Raw genomic sequence first — 21,258 nt, 5'->3', positions numbered from 1 at the left:
GCCTTGTGCTGCGAAGAGGCCGGCAAGGCAAAAGATCATCTTCGCCAGCTATTGCCTCTTCGCAGCACAAGGCTGCTCCTACAGGTTGGCTTGAAACCAGTGCCTCCTTGGCCCGGTTCGGCGGCTAGATCAGGTAATCGAGGATGGTCTGCTCACAGGTGCGGATATCACCGATGGCAATTTTGCCTGATGGGCCGCAGAGCGGCCCCAGATGCCTCAGTCCCGAACCTGGTCCTTGACCCAGTCCAGCATCCCCCCCGGCACGATCAGTTCATGCCGCGCCCGCGAACAGGCGGTATACAGCCCCGCCAGCATCCGCGCCCGCTCATTGCGGTTGCCCGCCACCTGCGGCGCCACCATCAGCTCCGGCGACACCATCACCCGGGCGAACTCCATGTTTTTCACATCCCGCACCCGCCCCAGGAACAACTTCGGCGCCTTGTCCCAGCGGTAACGGCTCTTGGCTTTGGCAAAATGCTCCGGCGTATAGCCTTTGCGCAGCATGTTGGCCACGGCAACAAACGCCTTGTCATCGCCCTTGTCCTGCTCCAGCGCCTGCCAACTGGCGTAGCGGAACAACATCGGGTGACGCGGTCGAGTGCCAAAGCGGTACAGCTCGATGCAGTCCTCGACAAACAGTTCGAAGTCCTTGCGCGCGCTTTTCAGCAATACGAACGGCACACTTTGGTGCGTCAGGCGCTGGAACCAGCCAAACAGCCCCCATTCGTCATCGACGATCAGCGCCGTGGGCTGTTCCGGCACGGTTACCGTATCGAAGAAACTGACCCGCGTGTAATGCTCGGCGCTGCCACTGAAGGCTGCCTGGATCGCCGCCGGGTGCGCCTGAATCAGCGGGTTGAGCACATTGTCCATCGCCGGCCCGGCACGCAGGGAATGGTCGATGTAGCGTTGGCGGATGAAGCTGCCATGGTGCGGGCTGAGGCCGTTGAGGTTCTGCAACTCGTCGCCCAGCGCAATGATCGACTGCGGGCTGCGGTCCAGCACGGCAAGCATCGGTGCCGACAGCTCGTGAGCCTCGTCGACGATCACGTGGGTGTAGCGGCTATCGATCACATAACCGGTCAACGACAGCAACTTGACCCGGTGGTAGTCGCGCACCGGCAGCTGGACTTCCCGCGCGGACGGGCGAATCAGCTCTTGCCAATACAGGCGGGCCTTTTCCAGCAGTACCTCCTGATCCAGCGGCGAAGTACCCGGCCCGGCCCAGGGCAAATGGTGCAGCTGAAGCTGGGTATCGGCACTGTGGCAGAAGGTGCGCACGGCGCGAACGCACAAGGCAACCACATCGCGCGCGGCGAGCGGGCCGATGTCAGGGATGGCCAGCCAGCGTACAACCTGCTCATTCTGCGGGCGCCATGACAGTTTGGTGCGATACGGGTCGCGCAGACGCCAGCCGTTGTTGGTGAGGTCGCGGTTGAGCAGCTCGTCAGCCAACTGACCGAAAGTCAGCGCGGTGTAGGCGGCAGCGTCCTTTACCCGCGCCTGCAAGGCGCGCAACTGGCTTTCGGTCAAAGCCAGAAGCAACGTGCGCTGTGGTTCCAGCAGGCGGGCGAACTGGTGAATCAGGAAGGTCTTGCCAGTGCCAGCAAAGCCCTGCACCGCCACTGACTCGTCGATACCACTGAGAAACTCGCGCAGCAGGCGGTTCTGCTGGTCGCTGAGCATCAGATCAGTGGCCAGCGACGGCAGGTACACCGGATGCAGCGGTGTGGCCCGCTGGCGGTAGGTGTCGGCGAACTGGAAATTCCACTGGCCTTCGGTATCCAACAGTTCGTCTAGCGTGTACTGCACCTCGGCCGACAGCAGAGCAATGCCGTTTTCGCCCAGCATGCCCAGGCCCATGGCAAAGGCTTCACGATCGAAGTGCTGCGCTACCTGGCTTTGAAAGCGCCCAGGCGCGGCGCTTTCAACTTCGTTGGCGATGCGTACGATTTCGGCGAAACGGCGCTCTTGCGCGTCGGCCGAGGCGGTGGCGGGCTGGCGCGGCAGGTTTTGCGCGAACAACACTGCGGCGGCTTCGAGGACGCTGGCAGTGGTGAAAAAGTCGGTTTTGGGTTCGCTGGCGAGGCGGTCGGCCTGGTCGCTGGGCAAAGGCAGGTAGAACATCGGCACCTCGGTTTGGATCAGGGCGGCACGATAGCAACTTTCGGCGTGAGATGCTGAGTTCAGTGCTGGCTGGGCCGACCTCCTGGCGGGCGCGCCCCCTTCCACAGGATCGCCTCAGGTCCCTGTGGGAGCGGGCAAGCCCGCGAAGAGGCCAACAACTATTTCGCTACCTTAGCCCCTGCTCCGCTTCAAGGTCTCGCTCGGAAACTCCTTGAACAATTGCCGATAACTCTCTGAAAACCTTCCTAAATGCCAGAATGACCAGCGCATCGCGACCTCGGCCACGGTCGCCCTGCCATCGCGTAACAGATCGCGACGGGCGCCATTCAGCCGGCGCAAGCGCAGCCACTGGGCAGGCGGCATGCCGGTAAATGCCTTGAACGCCTGCTGCAACTGGCGCAACGAGACCCCGGCAACATCCGCCAGCTCCACCAGGTTCAACGTCTCTTCTGGGCAGTCCGCCGCCCACTCGCTGACCCGGCGCATGATCGCCCGTTCCTCGTCGCGCCGCCCCAAGGCTATGCCCTGCAGGCGCTGGCTGGCGTTATCGAGGATGAACAGGCAATCCTCCAGCAGTTGTTCCGCCAGGGCCTGCCCCTGCAATGGGCAGTCGGCCTGCCCGAGGCGGGTCAGCGTGGCACTCAGCCAACTGCCAAACAATGCGTTCTGCCCACTGCCCAGCGGCACCATGAACAACCCTTCGAGGCGTTGCGGGTCCAGCCCATGGCGGGCCAGGAAGGCTTGGTCGAACACCACTGCCACTTCCTGGTAGTTCTCCGGGGTGATCCAGATGTTGCGGCTTTGCTCGTTCAGCAGGTACAGGCTGTTTTCGCTGCGGTCGAAGCAGAACGCCAGTGAACCGCTCGGCGCACGGAAAAACTGCTCCACGCGGGTGTTCAAGCGCTCCTCGTACACCTCCACGCCATCCATCCCCAGCCAGCGCAGCTCACCGCTGAAATGCCCCGGCGACATCTGCCGGTACTGCTGCTGCCAGCCGGGGGTAGCGCGCACTTGCTCGGAGACGTCGGTGGTATGGAAGGCTTGGACTTGCAGCGCATTGGGCGTTGTCACGCGAGATCCTAGTTGCACTCTTTTGGTGCATTGCTTGCCGAAGAAAATGGATAGATCGGCCCGGGGGGCTGCGACCAAGATAGTCTCCAGTGCGTCACCTGGGAAGTACAACGCCTTGTTCGCCTTGCCATGGCATTGGCGAGCAGCATTGCTCCCACACTAAAACCCAACCAAGAGGTCTGTATGAACGCCCCCTTCGATCAGCTGTACACCTGGCTGAAAGAACACCGCATCACCGAAGTCGAATGCGTGATCAGCGACCTGACCGGCATCGCCCGCGGCAAGATCGCGCCCACCGCCAAGTTCCTCCACGAGCGTGGCATGCGCCTGCCCGAAAGCGTGCTGCTGCAGACGGTCACCGGCGACTACGTTGACGATGACATCTACTACAACCTGCTCGATGCCGCCGACATCGACATGGTCTGCCGGCCCGATCCCTCCGCCGTTTACCAGATCCCGTGGGCGATCGAGCCCACCGCGATCGTGATCCACGACACCTTCGACAAGCAAGGTAACCCCATCGAACTGTCGCCGCGCAACGTGCTGAAGAAAGTGCTCAAGCTCTACGCCGACAAGGGCTGGCAGCCGATCGTCGCGCCTGAGATGGAGTTCTACCTCACCAAGCGCTGTGAAGACCCGGACTTGCCATTGCAGGTGCCGCTGGGGCGTTCTGGCCGTGCCGAAAGCGGTCGCCAGTCGTTCTCGATCGATGCCGCCAACGAATTCGACCCGCTGTTCGAGGATGTCTACGACTGGTGCGAGATCCAGGGCCTGGACCTGGATACGCTGATCCACGAAGACGGCCCGGCGCAGATGGAGATCAACTTCCGCCACGGCGACGCGCTGGACCTGGCCGACCAGATCACCGTGTTCAAGCGCACCATGCGCGAAGCTGCACTCAAGCACAACGTGGCCGCCACCTTCATGGCCAAGCCGATCACCGACGAGCCGGGCAGTGCCATGCACCTGCACCAGAGCGTGGTCGACATCGCCACCGGCAAGCCAATCTTCGCCAATGAAGATGGCAGCATGAGCCAGCTGTTCCTGCACCACATCGGCGGTTTGCAGAAGTACATCCCCAAGCTGCTGCCGATGTTCGCGCCCAACGTCAACTCGTTCCGCCGCTTCCTGCCAGATACCTCGGCACCGGTGAACGTCGAGTGGGGTGAAGAAAACCGCACCGCCGGGCTGCGCGTGCCCACCTCCAGCCCAGAGGCAATGCGGGTGGAAAACCGCCTGCCGGGCGCCGACGCCAACCCCTACCTGGCGATCGCTGCCAGCCTGCTGTGCGGCTACCTGGGCATGGTCGAGCAGCTTGACCCCAGTGCACCCGTACAAGGCCGTGCCTACGAGCGGCGCAACCTGCGCCTGCCGATCACCATCGAAGACGCCCTGCAGCACATGGAAGACTGCGAGACCGTGCAGCAGTACCTGGGCAAGCAATTCGTCCAGGGCTATGTGGCGGTCAAGCGTGCCGAGCACGAGAACTACAAGCGGGTCATCAGCTCCTGGGAGCGTGAGTTCCTGATGATGAGCGTCTGACCCACCCCGGGGCGCTTTGCGCCCCCGTACACCGAACTCGAAGAACAAAACCAACGAGGTGTCCCCATGCGTCATCTGCAAGCCCTGATCCCCGCTGCGTTCACCCTGCTGTTCGCCACCACCACCCAGGCCACGCCCTCGGTCAGTGTGTACAACTGGACCGACTACATCGGCGACACCACCCTGGCTGACTTCCAGGCCAGCAGCGGGATCAAGGTGGTCTATGACGTGTTTGACTCCAACGAAACCCTGGAAGGCAAGCTACTGGCCGGGCGCACCGGCTACGACGTGGTGGTGCCGTCCAACCACTTCCTCGCCCGCCAGGCCCAGGCTGGCGCCTTCCTGCCGCTGGACCGCAGCAAGCTGCCGAACTGGCAACACCTGGACCCCAAGCTGCTCAAGCAGCTTGAACAGAACGACCCCGGCAACCAGTACGCGGTGCCCTACCTGTGGGGCACCAACGGCATCGGCTACAACGTCGACAAGGTCAAGGCGGCACTGGGGGTCGACCATATCGACTCGTGGGCGGTGCTGTTCGAGCCCGAAAACCTGAAAAAGCTCAAGCAGTGCGGCGTGGCCTTCATGGACTCGCCCGACGAATTGTTCCCGGCAATACTCAACTACCTGGGCATGGACCCGCGCAGCGAAAAGCCGGCGGACTACGCCAAGGCTGAAGCACGCCTGCTCGAATTGCGCCCCTACATCACGTACTTCCATTCATCCAAATACGTGTCCGACCTGGCCAATGGCGACGTCTGCGTGGCCTTTGGCTATTCCGGTGACGTGTTCCAGGCCGCCAACCGCGCTGTTGAAGCAAAGAACGGCGTAAAAGTCGCCTACAGCATTCCCAAGGAAGGCAGCAACCTGTGGTTCGACCTGCTGGCCATCCCCAAGGACGCCAGCAACCCCGACCAGGCCCTGGCCTTCATCAATTACCTGCTCGACCCGAAAGTGATCGCCAAAGTCAGTGCCACGGTCGGCTATGCCAACGCCAACCCGGACGCCAAGGCCTACATGGATGCATCGCTGGTGCACAACCCCGAGATCTACCCACCCCAGGACGTATTGGACAAGCTGTACATCTCCAGCACCCCAAGCCCGAAGATCATGCGTGTCATGACCCGCTCCTGGAGCAAGATCAAGTCCAACCGCTGAGCCGAGAACGCCCATGTCTTTCGATTCCCAACACACTGCTTCGTACTACGCTGCCACGGCACGCAACGCGGCGCCCTACCCCAGCCTGGACGACGAACTGACGGCCGATGTGTGCGTGGTCGGCGGCGGGCTGACCGGCGTCAACACCGCCCTGGAACTGGCTGAGCGCGGCTTGTCGGTGGTGCTGCTGGAAGGCCGGCGCATCGGCTGGGGCGCCAGCGGGCGCAATGGCGGCCAGCTGATTCGCGGCATCGGCCATGACGTCAGCGGCTTTACCCGGCATGTCGGTCAGGACGGCGTGCGCTACCTGAAGCAGGCCGGCATCGATTCGGTGGCGCTGGTGGCCAGCCGCATTGCCCAGTACGGCATTGCCTGCGACCTGCGCTGGGGTTTCTGCGAACTGGCCAACACAGCCGAGCAGTTCGCCGCTTTCAAGGACGAGCAGGATGACCTGGCAACGCTTGGCTATCGCCCTGAAACCCGTCTGGTAGGCCCTGGGCAGTTGCACGAAATCGTCGCCAGCGACCAGTACGCCGGCGGCTTGGTAGACATGGGCTCGGGCCACCTGCACCCACTGGATCTGGTCCAGGGCGAAGCCCGTGCCGCGCATAGCCTGGGCGTGCGCATCTTCGAACAAAGCCCCGTACTGCGAATCGAGCACGGCCCCCGCGTGACCCTGCACACGGCCCGTGGCAAGGTGCGGGCAAACAGCCTGGTGCTGGGCTGCAATGCCCACCTCGATGAGCTGGAACCGCGGCTGAGCGGCAAGGTGCTACCGGCCGGCAGTTACGTAGTCGCCACCGAACCCTTGCCCGTAGCACTGGCTGCGACCCTGATCCCGCAGAACATGGCGCTGTGCGACCAGAAGGTCGGCCTGGACTATTACCGCCTCACCGCAGACCGCCGCCTGCTGTTCGGCGGTGCCTGCCACTACTCCGGCCGCGACCCCAAGGACATCGCCGCCTACATGCGGCCCAAGGTGCTGAAGGTATTCCCGCAACTGGCCAACGTGCGCATCGACTACCAGTGGGGCGGCATGATCGGCATCACAGCCAACCGCTTCCCCCAGGTCGGGCGCCTGAGCCAGCACCCAAACGTTTACTACGCCCAGGGCTATTCCGGGCACGGGCTGAACGTGACGCACTGGACGGCGAAACTGCTGGCCGAAAGCATCGCCCTGGGCCACAGCCAAGGCCTGGACGTTTTCAGCGCCGTGCCCCACCTGACATTCCCCGGCGGCAAGGCCCTGCGTTCGCCGCTACTGGCAATGGGCATGCTGTGGTACCGGTTGCGCGAAGCGCTGGGTTGAGTTCACCGCAAACCACGCGGCGCCCGGGAAATCGGGCGCCGCCACTTTTCGCCTTTTCCACAAGGGATTGAACTCGCCCACTGGCCAACTGCGGCGCAGCTGCTAGCGTTGTTCTGGCCGAACTCTCATGGATACGCCTTCATCATGAAATCACTGCCTCGCATTACCCTGTTGTGCGCCGCACTGCTTGCCGTGGGCGCCTGCTCCAGCAATCGCGTGGACCCCAAGGATTACTCCGGCTTCCTCAAGGATTACAGCCGGTTGCAAGAAGCCAAGAGCCCGTCGGGTGCCCCGGTAATGCGCTGGATCGACCCCAAGGTCAACATCAACCAGTACAGCCAGGTGTTCATCGAGCCCAGCCAGTTCTACCCCAAACCGCAGCCCACCCCGGTCATCTCCGCGCAGACACTGGGGGAAATCACCCGCTACTTCAACGAAGCGCTGCGGCGTGAAATCGGTGGTGTCATGCCGCTGGCCAACGGGCCTGGCCCGGGCGTGATCGTGGTGCGGCCGGCGATCACGGCAGTGTCTACCAGCAACGAGGGCCTCAGACCCTATGAGGTGATCCCCATCGCGCTGATCGCCGCAGGCGTGAACACCGCCACGGGCGGCCGTGACCAGGACGTGGATGTCGGCGTGGAGGCGGCGTTCCTGGACGGTGCCAGCCAGAAAGTGCTGGCCCAGGTGGTACGCAAAGGCGCGGGCCAGGAACTGGAGAACGATACCCAGAAGCTGACCCTGAATGACGTCAAGCCGGTACTGGATGGCTGGGCCAAGGACATGCGCGCCAGCTTCATTGAAGCCAAGCAGAAAGCCCGCTAAGGGCCGCCCGAACACAATACTTGTGGGAGCGGCCTTGCGTCGCGAAAGGGCTGCGAGGCAGCCCCAGGATTCAAGCCTTGATATACAAAGTGCTGGGGCCGCTTTGCGGCCCTTTCGCGACGCAAGGCCGCTCCCACAAAAGACCGCATCGGCCGGTGAGTTTTCCTAGCACTCGACAAAGGCGACTGCCAGGCCGCCGCGCGAGGTCTCTTTGTAGTTGGCATGCATGTCCGCCCCGGTATCACGCATGGTGCGGATCACCCGGTCGAGCGAAATGTAGTGCTCGCCATCGCCACGCAACGCCATCTGCACCGCGTTGATCGCCTTCACCGCAGCAATCGCATTGCGCTCGATACACGGCACCTGCACCAGGCCGCCAACCGGGTCGCACGTCAGCCCCAGGTTGTGTTCCAGGGCAATTTCGGCCGCGTTTTCCAGTTGTGGCGGCGTCGCCCCCAGCACCTGGGCCAGGCCGGCGGCAGCCATCGAACAGGCCGAACCCACCTCGCCTTGGCAGCCTACCTCTGCCCCCGAGATCGACGCATTTTTCTTGCACAGGATACCGACGGCCGCTGCCGCCAGCAGGAAGTCGACCACATCGGCATCGCAAACGGTCGGGTTGAATTTCATGTAGTAATGCAGCACTGCAGGGATAATGCCTGCGGCACCATTGGTGGGCGCGGTGACCATGCGCCCGCCGGCGGCATTCTCTTCATTCACCGCCAGGGCGAACAGGTTCACCCACTCCATGGCGCTGAGCGTCGAACCAATCACGTTGGGCTTGCCCAGTTCCTGCAAGCTGCGGTGCAGCCGGGCAGCGCGGCGCTTGACGTGCAGCCCGCCAGGCAAGATGCCTTCGTTGCGCAGCCCGTTATCCACGCACTCACGCATGGCCGCCCAGATGCGCAGCAAGCCTTCACGTATTTCCGCTTCCGGGCGCCAGGCCTGTTCGTTGGCCATCATCAGTTGCGCCACGCTCAAGCTGTGTGCTTTGCACAAGGCCAGTAACTGGGCAGCACTGTCGAACTCATAAGGCAGCACAACGTCATTGGCTTTGGCTGCAGGGGCATCAATTTCGGCCTGCTCGACGATAAAGCCGCCGCCAACCGAATAGTAGGTCTGCAGCAGCAGGCTGCTCTCCCCGTCCATCGCTTCCAGGCTCATGGCATTGGGGTGGTAAGGCAGGTTTTCGTCGAGCAGCAACATGTCCCGGCCATACTCGAAGGCCAGCGGGTGGCTGCCATCCAGCATCAGGCAATGCTCCTGCAACACTTGGCCAATGCGCGACTCGATGGTGGCCGGGTCGATGCGGTCCGGCCACTGGCCCATCAGGCCAAGCAGGCAGGCGCGATCGGTGGCGTGGCCAACCCCGGTGGCCGACAGCGAGCCATACAACCGCACTTCGACGCGCGTTACCCGCGCCAGCAGCCCCTGCTCACGCAGGACCTGGGCAAACATCGCCGCTGCCCGCATGGGCCCGACGGTGTGGGAACTGGACGGGCCGATGCCGATTTTGAAAAGGTCGAAAACACTGATAGCCATGCTAATGCCTGACCGTGCCCTGATATGAATCCACAGCACGGTTATCTGATGAAATTGAGCGGTAGTGCGATTTTGCGCGATACTGACGCGATGGCTCATGGATGACCAACGAAACTTTCTAAGCAAGCCTTTAGCAGGACTAAACAATGCGACGGCAACTCAATGGGCAGATGTTCGTCTGGCTGCATGTATTCGCCTGTGCAGCCCGGCATCTGTCCTTTACCCGATGTGCCGAAGAGCTGCGCATCACCCCCGGCGCGGTCAGCCAGCAGATGCGCCAGCTGGAAGAACGCCTGGGTTACCGGCTGTTTCTGCGCCGGGCGCGCGGTGTGGAGTTAAGCGCCGAAGGGCAACGCCTGGCCCAGACGGTGGCCGAAGCCTACGGCAGTATCGAGGCTGAACTGTTGCGCCTGGACGCCGGTGAAATTCGCGGCACCTTGCGTGTACGCTCCATTCCGTCGTTCCTGGCCAAATGGCTCACCCCGCGCCTGCCGCGCTTTCAGCAGCGATACCCGGACATCGAGCTGCGCCTGGTGGCCGAAGACAGCGCCCAGGCATTGACCCCGGGCGACTTCGACCTGGCTATCGACCTGAACGATGGCAGCTACCCTGGTATGCTTTCGACACCGCTGCTGGACGAACATATTTTCCCGGTGTGCTCACCCACCTTGCTGCGGGGGCGCCCGCCACTGCATGGGCCGGCAGACCTGGTGCACTACCCGCTGCTGCATGACATCACGGCCTGGCGTGGCAGTTCGGAGTATGCAGAATGGGAGTTTTACCTGGAGGGGATTGGCGCCGCTGGCCTGAATGTGCGGCGTGGCCATACCTTCAACCGCAACCACCTGACCATCGAAGCTGCAATTGCCGGTATTGGTGTAGCGATCGCCCGTCGGACACTGCTGAATGACGAACTGGAGCGCGGCGCGCTGATCGTGCCGTTTGGCGTGGCGATCGCTAACCACAAACGCTACGTGGTGCATTACCCGCCAGGCGGGTTGAATCAGCCGGGAGCGCGGGCGGTGCATGACTGGCTGGTGGAGGAAGCGCGGGGGTTCAGGGAATTGCATCCGCTGAACAAGGTGTAGGAGCGGCCTTGTGCCGCGATGGGGTGCGAAGCGGCCCCGGCAAGGCCGCTCCTACAGGGGGCTTGCGAGCATTCGATGATTAGTAAGCCTGCTTGCCGGTAAACGCATTGAGGGTGCGCACCAGAATCACAAAGTCCAGCCACAGCGACCAGTTGTTGATGTACTCGATGTCCGAGTCCACCCGCTGGATCATCTGCTCGATGTCCTTGGTCTCCCCCCTGAAGCCGCGCACTTGCGCCAGGCCAGTCATGCCCGGCTTGATGTTGTGGCGGGCAAAGTAATCGACGATGTCCTGGGAATATAACGTGTCATGTTGCAACGCATGTGGCCGTGGCCCAACCAGCGACATCTCCCCGGTCAGCACATTGAATAACTGCGGCAATTCATCGAGGCTGGTGCGGCGGATGAAGGCACCAATTTTAGTCAATCGCGGGTCATTCTTCTGCGCCTGTTTGACCACGCCATTGTCCGGCTGATGAACATGCATGCTTCTGAACTTCCAGATACGGAATGACTCGCCGGTCCAGCCCGTACGCTCCTGGCGGAAGAACACGGGCCCGCGGCTGGTGAATTTGATAGCCAGTGCAACGCCAATCAACACAGGCGATGCACACAGCAGTATCAATGCCGCCAATACCCGGTCCTCGATATTCTTCAGGAACAGGCTCATGCCCGTCAGCGGGGTTTCAGACAGGGTCAGCACAGGAATACCGGCAATTTCCCGCACACTGTGGTTGATCAGGCGCAACGAGAAAATATCCGGCACCCAGTTCACGGCAATGCACTTGTCAAGCAACTTGAAGTACACGTCGTTGATAACCTCGGAGCCCCCCAGCGGGGTCACCAGGTACACGGTGCGAATGCCATACTGGGCAACGATTTCATCCAGGTCTGCAATGTGACCGAGCACGGGCAGGCGCTGCTTGCCCTCGGCACCTTCGTACGCCTGCTCGCCAGCCTTGTCGGTCAGCACACACCCCAGAACTCGTTCGCCAAACCAGGGGTTGTTGCTGATTTTCTGATAAAGGAAATTGGCCAGGTCGCCGTTGCCGATAATCAGGGCATTGTCCAGCCGCGCATGCGCGGTAAAACGTTTTTGCAGTTCACGAACCGCAAAGTGCAAGAACAACTGGGCAATGTAACCAATGATGAACAACTGCACGACCAACAACCGTGAGTACGTTTCACTCTGTTTAGTGAGAAAGGCCATGACCACAAGAAAACAGAATGTTGCCGACCACGCCTTGAACAGGCGGAAGGCCTTGATCGAAAGGCCAACGTTAGTGCGGTAGATTGCATAATGGTCGTAGATGACGGCCAGTGCGCCAATCAGCAACAGCAACATGATTACATAATCAGAGGTAATGTAACCAAACTGGTCATAGATGAGATACCAGGCAATACCGATTACTGCAATGCCATCGAGCCCCGCCTGAATGGCGTTACTTACGCTGCTTCTTCTTTGGAGTAAGGAACGACTGCTTCTGGGTTCGAAAACCATTTCAGACCTCATCTATTTGAGCGTAGCAAGTGCCGTCCATCAAACATCAAGTCTTGAATACAGCTTATTCAACGCCAGTGAAGCAGGATCGTGCGGCCCCCAAGCCACTGCTTTCACTGTAGCAGCCACCCGCCATCAGCGCGGATTTTGGCCGATTCATACGGTGCCCCTGGCCGAATCGGCTGCCTTGCGGCACAGCAGGGTGCGCAGCAAGAACAACGGGTTGCCTACCACATAACGCATGAACAAACGTTTCGGCTCGCGTAACAGACGGTAGGCCCACTCGCCACCCACATGCCGTAACCACTGCGGTGCCCGGCTGACCTTGCCGCCGAGGAAGTCCAGAATCGCCCCGCCGCACACGATCAGGCACGGCCCACCAACGGCTGCCAACCTGGCCGCCACCGCTTCCTGCTTGGGCATGCCCATCCCCAACACGATCAGTTCCGGTTGCTGTTCCTTGGCCAACTGCAAGTAGGTGTCGATGCTGGCAAAGCCATCGTGGACCGATACCGGCACCACGCCAAACAAGGCTTCGCTGCGCCGCACCGCCTGATTCAGGTACGGTTGCTGCGTGCCCCAGAACGCAACCCGCCGCCCGCGGTATGCCTCCATGAGGCTGGGTATGAAGTCGGTGCCATTCATGTTGAGCCCAGGCTCCAGCCCCAACCGGCGATAAAGGATCGCCATGCCAGAGCCGTCGCGCAACAGCACATCGGCCGCCGACAACGCCTGACAATACTCACCGTCGTGCACCACCAGGTTCATTGCATGGGCATTGACGAACCCCAGCACGGTTGCAGACTTCGGGGCGGCAAGCCGGTCGAGCAGGCACTGCGCCGCGCTGCTGTCAGGCACCACCTCAAGCGTGTCGATAATGCGCTTCCAGCGTTTCTCCCACTGCCACTGAGCCATCAGTCATCATCCCGTTTGGAGCGCACCCATTCAACCTGGCGCTTGATCAGGAACCCCAAATACAAGGGGATCTTCCTTGCGGCGTAAAAAGGCGCGTACAACAGCACGGAAAAAGGGATCAGCTCACGGCAGAAGCGTGCCCACGCCAGCACAACGGCAAGGCCGAGCATGACCAGCGCAGCCAGTGCGATCCACGCAGGCGCCGCATGGCCTGACAGCAGGTAAGCCAGCCAGGTCACCAGGTTGAGCCCCAGCAGCGCCAGCACCAGAAGCGCCAGAGGTGGCACCAACAGGTCCAGGGTCATGGCCAGCAGGCTACCGTTGCGCTGGCGGATGGCGGCCAGCGCACGCTTGGGCGCATCCGCCAGCATCAAGCCCAGGTGGCCATGCTCCCAGCGGGTGCGCTGGCTGTTCATGCCTTGCTGGCTGGCAGGAAACTGGCTGGTGACCAATGCCTCGGGGCAAAACACCGGCGGCTTGCCCTGCTGGCACAGGTCCAGGCCCAGCTTCACATCTTCCACCAAGTGCCCATTGGCCAGGTTGATCAAAGCCAGGTCGTGCCAACCGAATGCCATGCCTGCCCCCATCAGCTGGCACGGTAGCCCCAGCCGCGCCCAGCCACGCGGGCGTACCAGGTTCTTGACCCGCCAGGCAAACTCGGCCACCTGCACCTTCAGCCCGCTACCGGCGGGCGCGCGCATCAGGTACAGCGCCTGCACCGGGCGTTGGGCCTGGTGATAACGGCGTGCCAGGCAGTCAATCGCGCCCTCGGCTACCTGGCAGTCGGCATCCACCACAATCACCACCTCGGGCGGCTGCAGGGCCAGGTGTCGTACGCCGAAGTCCAGGGCATAGCCTTTGCCACGCAGCACCGTATCAAACCGCTCCACCACCTCGGCGCCGGCCTCGCGGGCAAGCCGCGCCGTGTCGTCCGTGCAGTTGTCGGCCACCACCAGCAAGCGGTCGCCTGGCAGCAACTGCGGGGTTACGCTCGCCAGCGTTGCACGAATGATCGCAGCCTCATCATGGGCCGGTACCAACACCGCCACCCGCGGACGCACGCTGACGCCCGAGGGCCGCGAGCGCGGCGGCAGGCAAGCCAGCAGCATCTGCAGGAAGAAAACGGACACAGGCACAAGGGCGATGACCGCCAGCAGGCCCAGTAACCAACTCAATACAGTCATCATGCGGATGCCTTGAAGTAGCCGGCCAGCTTGGCCGCCTCGGTGTCGATATCATGCCGTTGCAGCACGCGCTGGTAAGCCGCCTCGCCCATGCGCTGCAGCACTTCGGCGGGTTGCGCAAGGCACTCGCCCATGGCCTGGGCCAGTTCGTCCACGGCGCCAGCGGGGAACAGCCAGCCGTTCTCGCCCTGGCGCACCAGCTCCGGGATACCGGCCACATAGGTAGTCAGCACCGGCCGGCGCAAGGCCATGGCTTCCATGATCACCACCGGCAGGCCCTCGGCGAAGCTCGGCAATACCAGCGCGCGGGCGGCAAGTATTTCCTCGCGCACCTGTGCACTGCTGATCCAGCCGGTGATGCGTACTTGCTGCTGCAAGCCATGCCGGGCAATCAAGGCCTCGACCTGCTGGCGCATCTCACCGTCACCCGCCAGCACCAGTTCGAAGGCGATCGACTGCGCCGCAAGCTGGCCCGCCGCCTCAAGCAACAACAGTTGGCCTTTCTGTTCACAGAGCCGCCCGACGCACACCAGCCGCGGCACCGCCGGCACACCGACTGGCACCACCTCATGAAACCCTCGCTCCAGGCCGCAATGCACCACTTTCACCTTGGCCCAATGCTCGTGCGCCACCCAACGAAACAGCTGGCTGCGCCCGTAAGAACTTACCGCGGCAACAAAGGCGGCACGCCGCACCTTCTCGCCCATGTGCAGGAACTGTGGTTTGTCGAATTCTTCCGGCCCATGCACGGTAAAGCTGTAGGCCGGACCGCCCAGCAAGTTGGCCAGCATCACTACCTCGGTAGAGTTGGTGCCAAAATGGGCATGCACGTGTTTGGCCTCCCCGGCCTGCAGCCATTGCAACACCTGGCAGGCCTCGGCCAGGTACACCAGGTGGTAGGGCCACGCGCGGTCGGCGCGCAGGCCAAGGCGCATGGCCACCCGCAAGGCCTGGAAAAAACGCCGCGGTTGCGCACGCAGCACCTGCAACGTTGGCGTCAGCAACCCCTTGACGCCGCCTTGCAACACATACCGGGTCCTGGCCCGTTCGCTCGTGTCCTCGGCGTCCTGCAACTCGGCGTCCCACCCCCGCAGGGCAATGCGTTGTACCTCTATGCCCTGGCGCTCCAGCGCCAGTATCTCGCGGCGGATGAAACTATGGCTGACCTTCGGGTACTGATTGATGAAGTAAGCGATGCGCATACGAATCCAGATCCAAACCCGCTTGATGACCCACCTCCCCTGGCAACCTTCACTTCAGGCTGTCGACTACGGGCGGTCGGTCCACTGCCGATGCACTCACAGCAAATGCATCCCCCTGTTTTCCTTGTAGTCCAAGGTTGTGACTGCTGCTTGGCAATGCGGCCTGCAAGCGTGAGAAAACATCGTCGAGCATCGCTTGGCGGCGGCGGTACATCGCCCGTTTCTTCGCTGGAATGTCGGCTTCTGCCCGCTGCGCCTGGGCAAGCGGAAGGCTGAAGAAATCCGCAAAATTCGATGCACTGGCACCGTGTTCATGCCAGATGACGTCATAGTTGGCGGCAAGGTCCTGGCCCTTGTCGCTGCCAAAATACGCATGCCGATGGTGCCGGCAGTCATCGCTGACCGCATACAGGTGCGTGACACCCAGCGTCCGGGCCAGGCACTTCAGCGCTTCGAGCACCAGGCTGCGCGGGCGCAGGCCTTCGAAGTCCTTGGTCAGGTCGCGGTAGATAGCCAATGAGGTTTCGCTGTCGATGCCTTTGTGGATGCCCTGCACGGCCCCGATGAACAGGCACAGTTCGCCCTGGCTGCAGCACAGGGTGAACGCCAGTGAAGCCACGCGCAGGTCGCCCTGGAACAGGTTCAGCACCAACTCGCCTTCGCGTTTGAACCAGATCGGCCGGTCCAGCACCAGGCGGCAGCCCGGCGAATGGCTGGCCAGATCGCACAGCGTCAGGCTTTCGTCCCGCCCCAGCAGCAACAGCGCCGGAAACTCGCCGGCCAGCACTTCATAGTGCGAAGCGACCACCGCCAGGCGCTGCGGGGCTTCCCAGCATTTGCTGAGGTAAGGCCACTGCACCACACCGATGCAGTCCACACCCAGCCGCCGCACGCCTTGCTCGCCGAGTGCCGCCGTGATGCGCTGCATGAAACCATTCAACTCAGGCCATTGCCTGGCAATTTGCAGCATCAACTTGTACTTGTTGTTCAACGCCCGCAACGAGTAGCCCGGTTGCAAGGTAAACACACTTTTAACGAGGGTGCCGAGCATCATGGTCATCTCTCATTTGTACTCGATCAACGCTGATTTGCCGGCCGCGAAGCGGTGGCGCAAGAACTTCAGCTGGCCGAGCATTTCCGGGAATTTGCCCAACACCAGGAATACCGCCTGCAGCCAGTTTTCGCGCGCCGACTTGCCACCGCGACGGGCCAGGCGCACCGCCTGCAACGGGTAGATCAATAGCAACAGCAAGCCCCAGCCACCCAGCAGCAGGCAGGCCAGCACGATCACCAAGGGTATGCCCAGGCCCCATAGCCAGGCCCGACGTGACTCGCGCAACCAGTGCTGCTCGGGCGGCTGGCCATGCAGGTAGGCCCCTTCGGCATAGGCGTGGCCGGCACGCAGGCTGCGCCGCCACCACTGGCTGAACCGGGTCATGGCAGCGTCGTGCAGGGTCATTTCGGCGGCCAGGCGCCAGACCTTCCAGCCCTTGGCGCGCAAGCGCACGCAGAGTTCAGGCTCCTCACCGGCAATCAGCTCGGCGCGAAAACCACCGACGGCGGCAAAAGCGTCTGCCCGCATCAGCGCATCGCCACCGCACGCCTTGGCTTCACCGATGGGGGTGTCCCATTCCAGGTCGCAGAGCAGGTTGTACACCGACCGCTCCGGGAAGCGCTCCCGTCGGCGACCACACACCACCGCCACCTCGGGGTGCTGGTCGAGAAACACCTGCGCCGTGGCCAGCCAGTGGGCATCCACCTCGCAATCGCCATCGACAAACTGCACCAGTTGCATCGAAGGCAGCAGCCGCTGCAAGGCGCTGAAGCCTTCGTTGCGCGCGCGCGCGGCGGTAAACGGGATGGCCATGTCCAGCGCCAACACCTCCACCCCGAGGCTGCGGGCCAGTTGCAGCGAGCCGTCGGTGGAGCCCGAGTCGATATACATGACCTTGCCCGCACCGTTTACCAGCGAACGCAGGCAGCGCTCCAGGCGCGAGCCCTCGTTGCGGCCAATGACCACCACACCGGTTACTGCCGCCATGGGCCTCACTCGGCGGCGGCCGTGGCGGCTGGCTGCCTGGCCTTGATGGTGGCTGGCACCCCTACTGCCAGGCAATTGTCCGGCACATCCACCAGCACCACGGCATTGGCGCCGATGATCACGTTGTTGCCAATGCGGATGCTGCCCAGCACCTTGGCCCCGGTGCCGATATCGACGTTGTTGCCGAACACCGGGGCAATCGGCTCATCGACGTTCTTCAAGCCCACCACCACACCGTTGCGAATGCGGCAGTCATCGCCAAACCGGGCATAGCCACTGACGACGATGCCACCAAAATGGTCGATGACGAAGTTGCGGCCGATCACCACTTCGCACGGCAGTTCGATACCGGTGATGATCTGCACGAACTTGAACAGCACCTTGTAGACCAGCGAGAAGAGTTTGCGCAGCAGTGCCGGGCGCACGGTGTAGCGCCAGCGGCCGAAGCGATACACCAGCAGTACCCAGAAGCCCTGCGCGCCCCAATCTCCGCCATGGGCGCGCAGGTCGGCACGAATATTCTCGAACATGGCTTTACCTACCTTGTCGGTTGGCTGGCGTACCGGGTCTTGAACAACAGTGACCAGGTCGCCCGGCAATGACGCCAGCAGGCCTGAATCGCGCCCCAGCCGCGTCGCTTCAACAGCGCCTTGAGTGCCAGCACCAGGTCACCCAGGGTGACCAGTACCATGTGCAGGGCAAGGCCCGCCACCCCGTGATGCTTGCGGAAATACAACAGCTCGCTTTCGATCTGGTAGGACGAGATCTGCCGGCTGGCCGCCTCCAGCTCTGCCACCGACTTGGAGCTTTCGCCCCCGATGTGCACCACGGTGGTATGCGGGTAGAACACGACTTTCCAGCCGGCTTCCTTCACCCGCTTGCAGTGGTCCACCTCTTCGTAATAAAGAAAATAACGCGGGTCGAACAGGCCCACCTTGTCCAGCACTTCGCGGCGCACCAGATAGAAGCAACCCGGTAACCAGTCACACTCGCGCACCGAGGCGTGGTCCCAGGTCATTTCATCGACCATCTTCAGCCCCGGAAAAAACCGCCCCAGCCCGGTACGCCCGACAAAGACGTTGAGCGGCGTTGGGAAGTAGCGGCAGCTGGGCTGCAGATCACCGTCGCGGCCTTCCAGGCGCACCCCTAGCACGCCGCACTCCGGGTGAGCGTCCATGTAGTCGAGGGTTTTTTGCAGGGAGTCGGCGGCAACGAAGGCATCGGTATTGAGCAGCAAGGCGTACTTGCCCTTCAGGTGCGCCAGCAACTGGTTATTGGCCCGGCCGAAGCCCACGTTCTGCTTGTTACTCAGCAGCAGTGCCTCGGGGCACACCTGGGCCATGCGCTGCACCGAGTCATCGCGCGATGCGTTGTCTACTACCAGGTAACTGGCCAGCCGCTCGCTGTCGGCCCGGCGCAGCGCATCGAACATCGGCTGCAGCAGCCCGGCGGTATTGAAGTTGACCACCATGACATCCACAGGTTTGCTAGCCATTGTTGCCGTCCCCGAAGAAGTACTGGCGCCTTTGCGCCATCAACAGCGGTTCAACTTCCGGGTCGTAAGCGCCGTTGCGCTGTTTTACCAGTTCGATCCACGGGTAACTTTCGCAACGCGCCTCGACCCGTTTGATCAACTGTTCGGTGGTGCAGATGAACTGCGCCGGGTTGCCGCCAAACACGGTGCCTGGTGGCACGTCCTTGGTCACCACCGCGCCTGCGGCCACAATCGATTCCGGGCCGATGGTCACGCGGGGCATGATGATCGCGCCATGGCCGATGAAGCAGTTGTCCTTGATATCGATGAAACCGACCGAATCCAGGTGCTTGCCAAAGCGATGTTCGATCAGCAATACCACCCCGTCATGACCGATCAGCGTGCAGTCGGACAAGCCCACGCTGTTACCGATGCGAACCAGCGAAGGGTCGAGAAACTTGCAGCCTGTATTGACGAAGAAGTTGCTGCCGACAGAGTGAAAGTTCCCCCATCGGGCGAGGTAGGCACCCCATTCAAGACCAGAAGGGTTGCAGAACCTCCTGTAGAACTTGCCCCCTCGCCCGGTTGCATGAGCGTAGTGCGCCACTGCCTTGCGTATCCATCCCTTCATACTGCCTGGCCTCGCGATCTGAACAATCTGGAGTGTCCTGAGGCGTTCCGGTCTCGTTCTTCTAGGTGCTGACCGCAGCGCTCAACCCATGTACAACCTGCATCATGCAGCGGCGCCGCTAGCCGCCCTCATCCTGGTATCGAGGTGGTCGGCCAGCCGCACGGCAAACTGCAACAACGGCATGGTCGGGTTGGAAGCGCCGCCCTTGGCGAAGATACTGCTGCCGGCGACATACAGGTTCTCGGTACCGAACACCTTGCAATTGGCATCGACAACGCCGAACTGTGGCGAGGCGGCCATGCGTGTGGTCCCCATGTGGTGAGCGTGCGGCGCCATCGTCAGCGGTATCGAAGTGTCATAGACAAAGTCGTTCAGCTTGACGAAGCCCAGGTCCATTTCAGCGAACTGCTTGGCCAGTTCGCTGCCAATGCACTTGATGGTGTGCCGGTCGTCGGCGCTCAGCGCCCAGTTGACATTGACCTTGGCCACCCCCAGTGCGTCCTGTTCGTCCAGCAGCGAAATGCGGCTGTGCAGGTTGGGGAACTGCTCGATCATGGTGCTGATCACGCCGTCACCGGGGCAGCTGAACTTGGCGACGAAGGCGATCTTGCTGGCAACCCCCATGTCGCAAGCCAGGTTCTCGAGAAAATGCTTGACCTCGGCGGTGCGGCCATAGGTCTGCACATCGGCCAGCAGCGCGGCGGTGACATTGCCTTTACCGGCCTTGTACTCGTCGACGAAGGCATCGGTGGTGTAATACTGGCGCGGCTCCGGGTCCTGCCCGGACTTGAGGATGAACGTGCCCAGGTCGATGTTCAGATGCTCCATGAAGCATCCGCCGACCAGCCCTTCCTTGCTCACTACGCCTGCTGCCACCAGGGTCTGGCTATTAAGCAACTGCCGGGCGTTCTCGATGGCCCCCGTAGCCAGAATGAAGTGCCTTGCCACCAGGCGCTGACGATTGCGTTCATAGTCGGATAGAACCACCGCAGCCAGGTGGCCGGAGCCTTTGTCGAACTCCAGGTCCACGCAGTTGCAGTTGATGAACACGTCCAGGCCTTTGGTCTGCTCCAGTGCCGTGGCGTACTTTTGCGCAAAACGTGTCGGGGTGCTGAGCAAAAAGCGGTCTGCCTCGAAGTCACCGCCATCCAGGCCGGTATTCATCGCACGAAAATCCGAGCCGGCTGGCAAGTCGACGATGTCCATGGCCGCCGGCAAGTAGCCTTCGATCTCCGAATAGGGAATCGGCCAACCGGGCAAGTCACCTGGCGGGGCGACGGTAAAATCCGACGGGGTGAAAGGCCGGCAACGGCCGGCCCAGTGGTTGGAGGTGCCCCCCAGGTAACGCAGGCGGGTCTCCTCGGCATACAGCTCCAGGCCCGTGGATGCGCAGGCGTACAAGCCTTGCGAGTGCGGCGCATACTCGCGTCCACCACCTTCGGCGAGTAATACGTTCCAGCCGGCGGCGGCCAGGCGCAAGCCCAGGGTAATACCCGCCGGGCCGGCACCGATGATGCAGAAATCGTAGTTGTCGCGCAGCGTTTTGTGCTGCTGAAAGTCCTTGATCATGCTGGCTGGTTCCGCAGGTAACGGGACGGCAATACCCAACCGTTGATTATCACGAACCCGGGCGGTTCGACAGGTTTGCCAGCCA

The 21,258-nt window shown here is 62.2% G+C and carries 18 protein-coding genes; 5 read left to right on the top strand and 13 right to left on the bottom strand.

Annotation, left to right across the window (positions count from 1 at the left end):
• Positions 1–216: 216 nt before the first annotated feature.
• Together ACN6NG_RS13410 and ACN6NG_RS13405 are read right to left on the bottom strand one after the other, a co-directional pair.
• Positions 217–2,127 carry an AAA family ATPase gene (locus tag ACN6NG_RS13410; protein WP_474314405.1) on the bottom strand — a complete coding sequence of 637 codons (1,911 nt, stop codon included), beginning with the start codon at positions 2,125–2,127 and terminating at the stop codon, positions 217–219.
• 171 nt (positions 2,128–2,298) lie between these two features.
• Entirely contained in the window at positions 2,299–3,198 is a 900-nt protein-coding gene (locus ACN6NG_RS13405; protein WP_016499594.1) for a helix-turn-helix domain-containing protein, read from the bottom strand.
• 183 nt (positions 3,199–3,381) lie between these two features.
• On the opposite strand from ACN6NG_RS13405, the gene ACN6NG_RS13400 reads away from it, so the two are divergent.
• The 4 genes from ACN6NG_RS13400 to ACN6NG_RS13385 all read left to right on the top strand — a co-directional run bounded on the left by ACN6NG_RS13400 (position 3,382) and on the right by ACN6NG_RS13385 (position 8,026).
• A complete protein-coding gene (locus tag ACN6NG_RS13400; protein ID WP_016499593.1) occupies positions 3,382–4,740 on the top strand; it encodes a glutamine synthetase family protein in 1,359 nt (452 codons plus the stop codon).
• 66 nt (positions 4,741–4,806) lie between these two features.
• On the top strand, positions 4,807–5,895 hold the full coding sequence (locus ACN6NG_RS13395) for a polyamine ABC transporter substrate-binding protein (protein ID WP_016499592.1): 1,089 nt from the start codon (positions 4,807–4,809) through the stop codon (positions 5,893–5,895).
• 13 nt (positions 5,896–5,908) lie between these two features.
• Positions 5,909–7,204: an NAD(P)/FAD-dependent oxidoreductase gene (locus ACN6NG_RS13390; RefSeq protein WP_474314401.1), complete on the top strand. Its 1,296-nt coding sequence runs from the start codon at positions 5,909–5,911 to the stop codon at positions 7,202–7,204.
• Positions 7,205–7,348: 144 nt separating this feature from the next.
• On the top strand, positions 7,349–8,026 hold the full coding sequence (locus ACN6NG_RS13385; protein WP_063424175.1) for a DUF3313 domain-containing protein: 678 nt from the start codon (positions 7,349–7,351) through the stop codon (positions 8,024–8,026).
• 165 nt (positions 8,027–8,191) lie between these two features.
• Here the strand turns inward: ACN6NG_RS13385 and ACN6NG_RS13380 are convergent, their stop codons facing one another.
• Entirely contained in the window at positions 8,192–9,568 is a 1,377-nt protein-coding gene (locus ACN6NG_RS13380; RefSeq protein WP_061202822.1) for an L-serine ammonia-lyase, read from the bottom strand.
• 146 nt (positions 9,569–9,714) lie between these two features.
• On the opposite strand from ACN6NG_RS13380, the gene ACN6NG_RS13375 reads away from it, so the two are divergent.
• Positions 9,715–10,656, top strand: a complete 942-nt coding sequence (locus tag ACN6NG_RS13375) for a LysR substrate-binding domain-containing protein (protein ID WP_474314398.1) — start codon at positions 9,715–9,717, stop codon at positions 10,654–10,656.
• A 79-nt stretch (positions 10,657–10,735) separates the two neighbouring features.
• Here the strand turns inward: ACN6NG_RS13375 and ACN6NG_RS13370 are convergent, their stop codons facing one another.
• From ACN6NG_RS13370 to ACN6NG_RS13325, 10 genes are all read right to left on the bottom strand, one after another.
• Positions 10,736–12,157, bottom strand: a complete 1,422-nt coding sequence (locus ACN6NG_RS13370; protein WP_049277511.1) for an undecaprenyl-phosphate glucose phosphotransferase — start codon at positions 12,155–12,157, stop codon at positions 10,736–10,738.
• Between the two features lie 156 nt (positions 12,158–12,313).
• Positions 12,314–13,072 (bottom strand): WecB/TagA/CpsF family glycosyltransferase, encoded by a 759-nt coding sequence (locus ACN6NG_RS13365; RefSeq protein WP_049277512.1) that lies wholly within the window; start codon positions 13,070–13,072, stop codon positions 12,314–12,316.
• A complete protein-coding gene (locus ACN6NG_RS13360) occupies positions 13,072–14,259 on the bottom strand; it encodes a glycosyltransferase family 2 protein (protein WP_474314395.1) in 1,188 nt (395 codons plus the stop codon). Before ACN6NG_RS13360 ends, ACN6NG_RS13365 begins: the two co-directional genes overlap by 1 nt.
• On the bottom strand, positions 14,256–15,458 hold the full coding sequence (locus ACN6NG_RS13355) for a glycosyltransferase family 4 protein (protein ID WP_063424172.1): 1,203 nt from the start codon (positions 15,456–15,458) through the stop codon (positions 14,256–14,258). The genes ACN6NG_RS13360 and ACN6NG_RS13355 overlap by 4 nt, the downstream gene beginning before the upstream one ends.
• 49 nt (positions 15,459–15,507) lie before the next feature.
• On the bottom strand, positions 15,508–16,512 hold the full coding sequence (locus ACN6NG_RS13350; RefSeq protein ID WP_353455348.1) for a VirK/YbjX family protein: 1,005 nt from the start codon (positions 16,510–16,512) through the stop codon (positions 15,508–15,510).
• A 9-nt stretch (positions 16,513–16,521) separates the two neighbouring features.
• The gene (locus tag ACN6NG_RS13345; protein WP_474314392.1) at positions 16,522–17,499 is read right to left on the bottom strand and encodes a glycosyltransferase family 2 protein; all 978 of its coding nucleotides are present in this window, start codon (positions 17,497–17,499) and stop codon (positions 16,522–16,524) included.
• A 5-nt stretch (positions 17,500–17,504) separates the two neighbouring features.
• Positions 17,505–18,029, bottom strand: a complete 525-nt coding sequence (locus ACN6NG_RS13340) for a serine O-acetyltransferase (protein WP_016499581.1) — start codon at positions 18,027–18,029, stop codon at positions 17,505–17,507.
• 8 nt (positions 18,030–18,037) lie between these two features.
• Positions 18,038–18,994, bottom strand: coding sequence for a glycosyltransferase family 2 protein (locus ACN6NG_RS13335; protein WP_016499580.1), 957 nt, complete (start codon positions 18,992–18,994; stop codon positions 18,038–18,040).
• A complete protein-coding gene (locus ACN6NG_RS13330; protein ID WP_016487256.1) occupies positions 18,987–19,604 on the bottom strand; it encodes an acyltransferase in 618 nt (205 codons plus the stop codon). Before ACN6NG_RS13330 ends, ACN6NG_RS13335 begins: the two co-directional genes overlap by 8 nt.
• 102 nt (positions 19,605–19,706) lie before the next feature.
• The gene (locus ACN6NG_RS13325) at positions 19,707–21,173 is read right to left on the bottom strand and encodes a GMC family oxidoreductase (protein WP_353455346.1); all 1,467 of its coding nucleotides are present in this window, start codon (positions 21,171–21,173) and stop codon (positions 19,707–19,709) included.
• Positions 21,174–21,258 lie beyond the last annotated feature (85 nt).

The sequence above is a fragment of the Pseudomonas sp. TSO6 genome, assembly GCF_056098905.1.
Note: the sequence above shows the minus strand (reverse complement) of the source record. Positions and strands in the feature narration are given on the sequence as shown.

What these genes read in the sequence shown, in the direction of transcription:
- ACN6NG_RS13410 (WP_474314405.1), bottom strand. Translation starts at nt 2,127, where the DNA reads ATGTTCTACCTGCCTTTGCCCAGCGACCAGGCCGACCGCCTCGCCAGC.
- ACN6NG_RS13400 (WP_016499593.1), top strand. Translation starts at nt 3,382, where the DNA reads ATGAACGCCCCCTTCGATCAGCTGTACACCTGGCTGAAAGAACACCGC.
- ACN6NG_RS13395 (WP_016499592.1), top strand. Translation starts at nt 4,807, where the DNA reads ATGCGTCATCTGCAAGCCCTGATCCCCGCTGCGTTCACCCTGCTGTTC.
- ACN6NG_RS13390 (WP_474314401.1), top strand. Translation starts at nt 5,909, where the DNA reads ATGTCTTTCGATTCCCAACACACTGCTTCGTACTACGCTGCCACGGCA.
- ACN6NG_RS13385 (WP_063424175.1), top strand. Translation starts at nt 7,349, where the DNA reads ATGAAATCACTGCCTCGCATTACCCTGTTGTGCGCCGCACTGCTTGCC.
- ACN6NG_RS13380 (WP_061202822.1), bottom strand. Translation starts at nt 9,568, where the DNA reads ATGGCTATCAGTGTTTTCGACCTTTTCAAAATCGGCATCGGCCCGTCC.
- ACN6NG_RS13375 (WP_474314398.1), top strand. Translation starts at nt 9,715, where the DNA reads ATGCGACGGCAACTCAATGGGCAGATGTTCGTCTGGCTGCATGTATTC.
- ACN6NG_RS13370 (WP_049277511.1), bottom strand. Translation starts at nt 12,157, where the DNA reads ATGGTTTTCGAACCCAGAAGCAGTCGTTCCTTACTCCAAAGAAGAAGC.
- ACN6NG_RS13365 (WP_049277512.1), bottom strand. Translation starts at nt 13,072, where the DNA reads ATGGCTCAGTGGCAGTGGGAGAAACGCTGGAAGCGCATTATCGACACG.
- ACN6NG_RS13360 (WP_474314395.1), bottom strand. Translation starts at nt 14,259, where the DNA reads ATGATGACTGTATTGAGTTGGTTACTGGGCCTGCTGGCGGTCATCGCC.
- ACN6NG_RS13355 (WP_063424172.1), bottom strand. Translation starts at nt 15,458, where the DNA reads ATGCGCATCGCTTACTTCATCAATCAGTACCCGAAGGTCAGCCATAGT.
- ACN6NG_RS13350 (WP_353455348.1), bottom strand. Translation starts at nt 16,512, where the DNA reads ATGATGCTCGGCACCCTCGTTAAAAGTGTGTTTACCTTGCAACCGGGC.
- ACN6NG_RS13345 (WP_474314392.1), bottom strand. Translation starts at nt 17,499, where the DNA reads ATGGCGGCAGTAACCGGTGTGGTGGTCATTGGCCGCAACGAGGGCTCG.
- ACN6NG_RS13340 (WP_016499581.1), bottom strand. Translation starts at nt 18,029, where the DNA reads ATGTTCGAGAATATTCGTGCCGACCTGCGCGCCCATGGCGGAGATTGG.
- ACN6NG_RS13335 (WP_016499580.1), bottom strand. Translation starts at nt 18,994, where the DNA reads ATGGCTAGCAAACCTGTGGATGTCATGGTGGTCAACTTCAATACCGCC.
- ACN6NG_RS13330 (WP_016487256.1), bottom strand. Translation starts at nt 19,604, where the DNA reads ATGAAGGGATGGATACGCAAGGCAGTGGCGCACTACGCTCATGCAACC.
- ACN6NG_RS13325 (WP_353455346.1), bottom strand. Translation starts at nt 21,173, where the DNA reads ATGATCAAGGACTTTCAGCAGCACAAAACGCTGCGCGACAACTACGAT.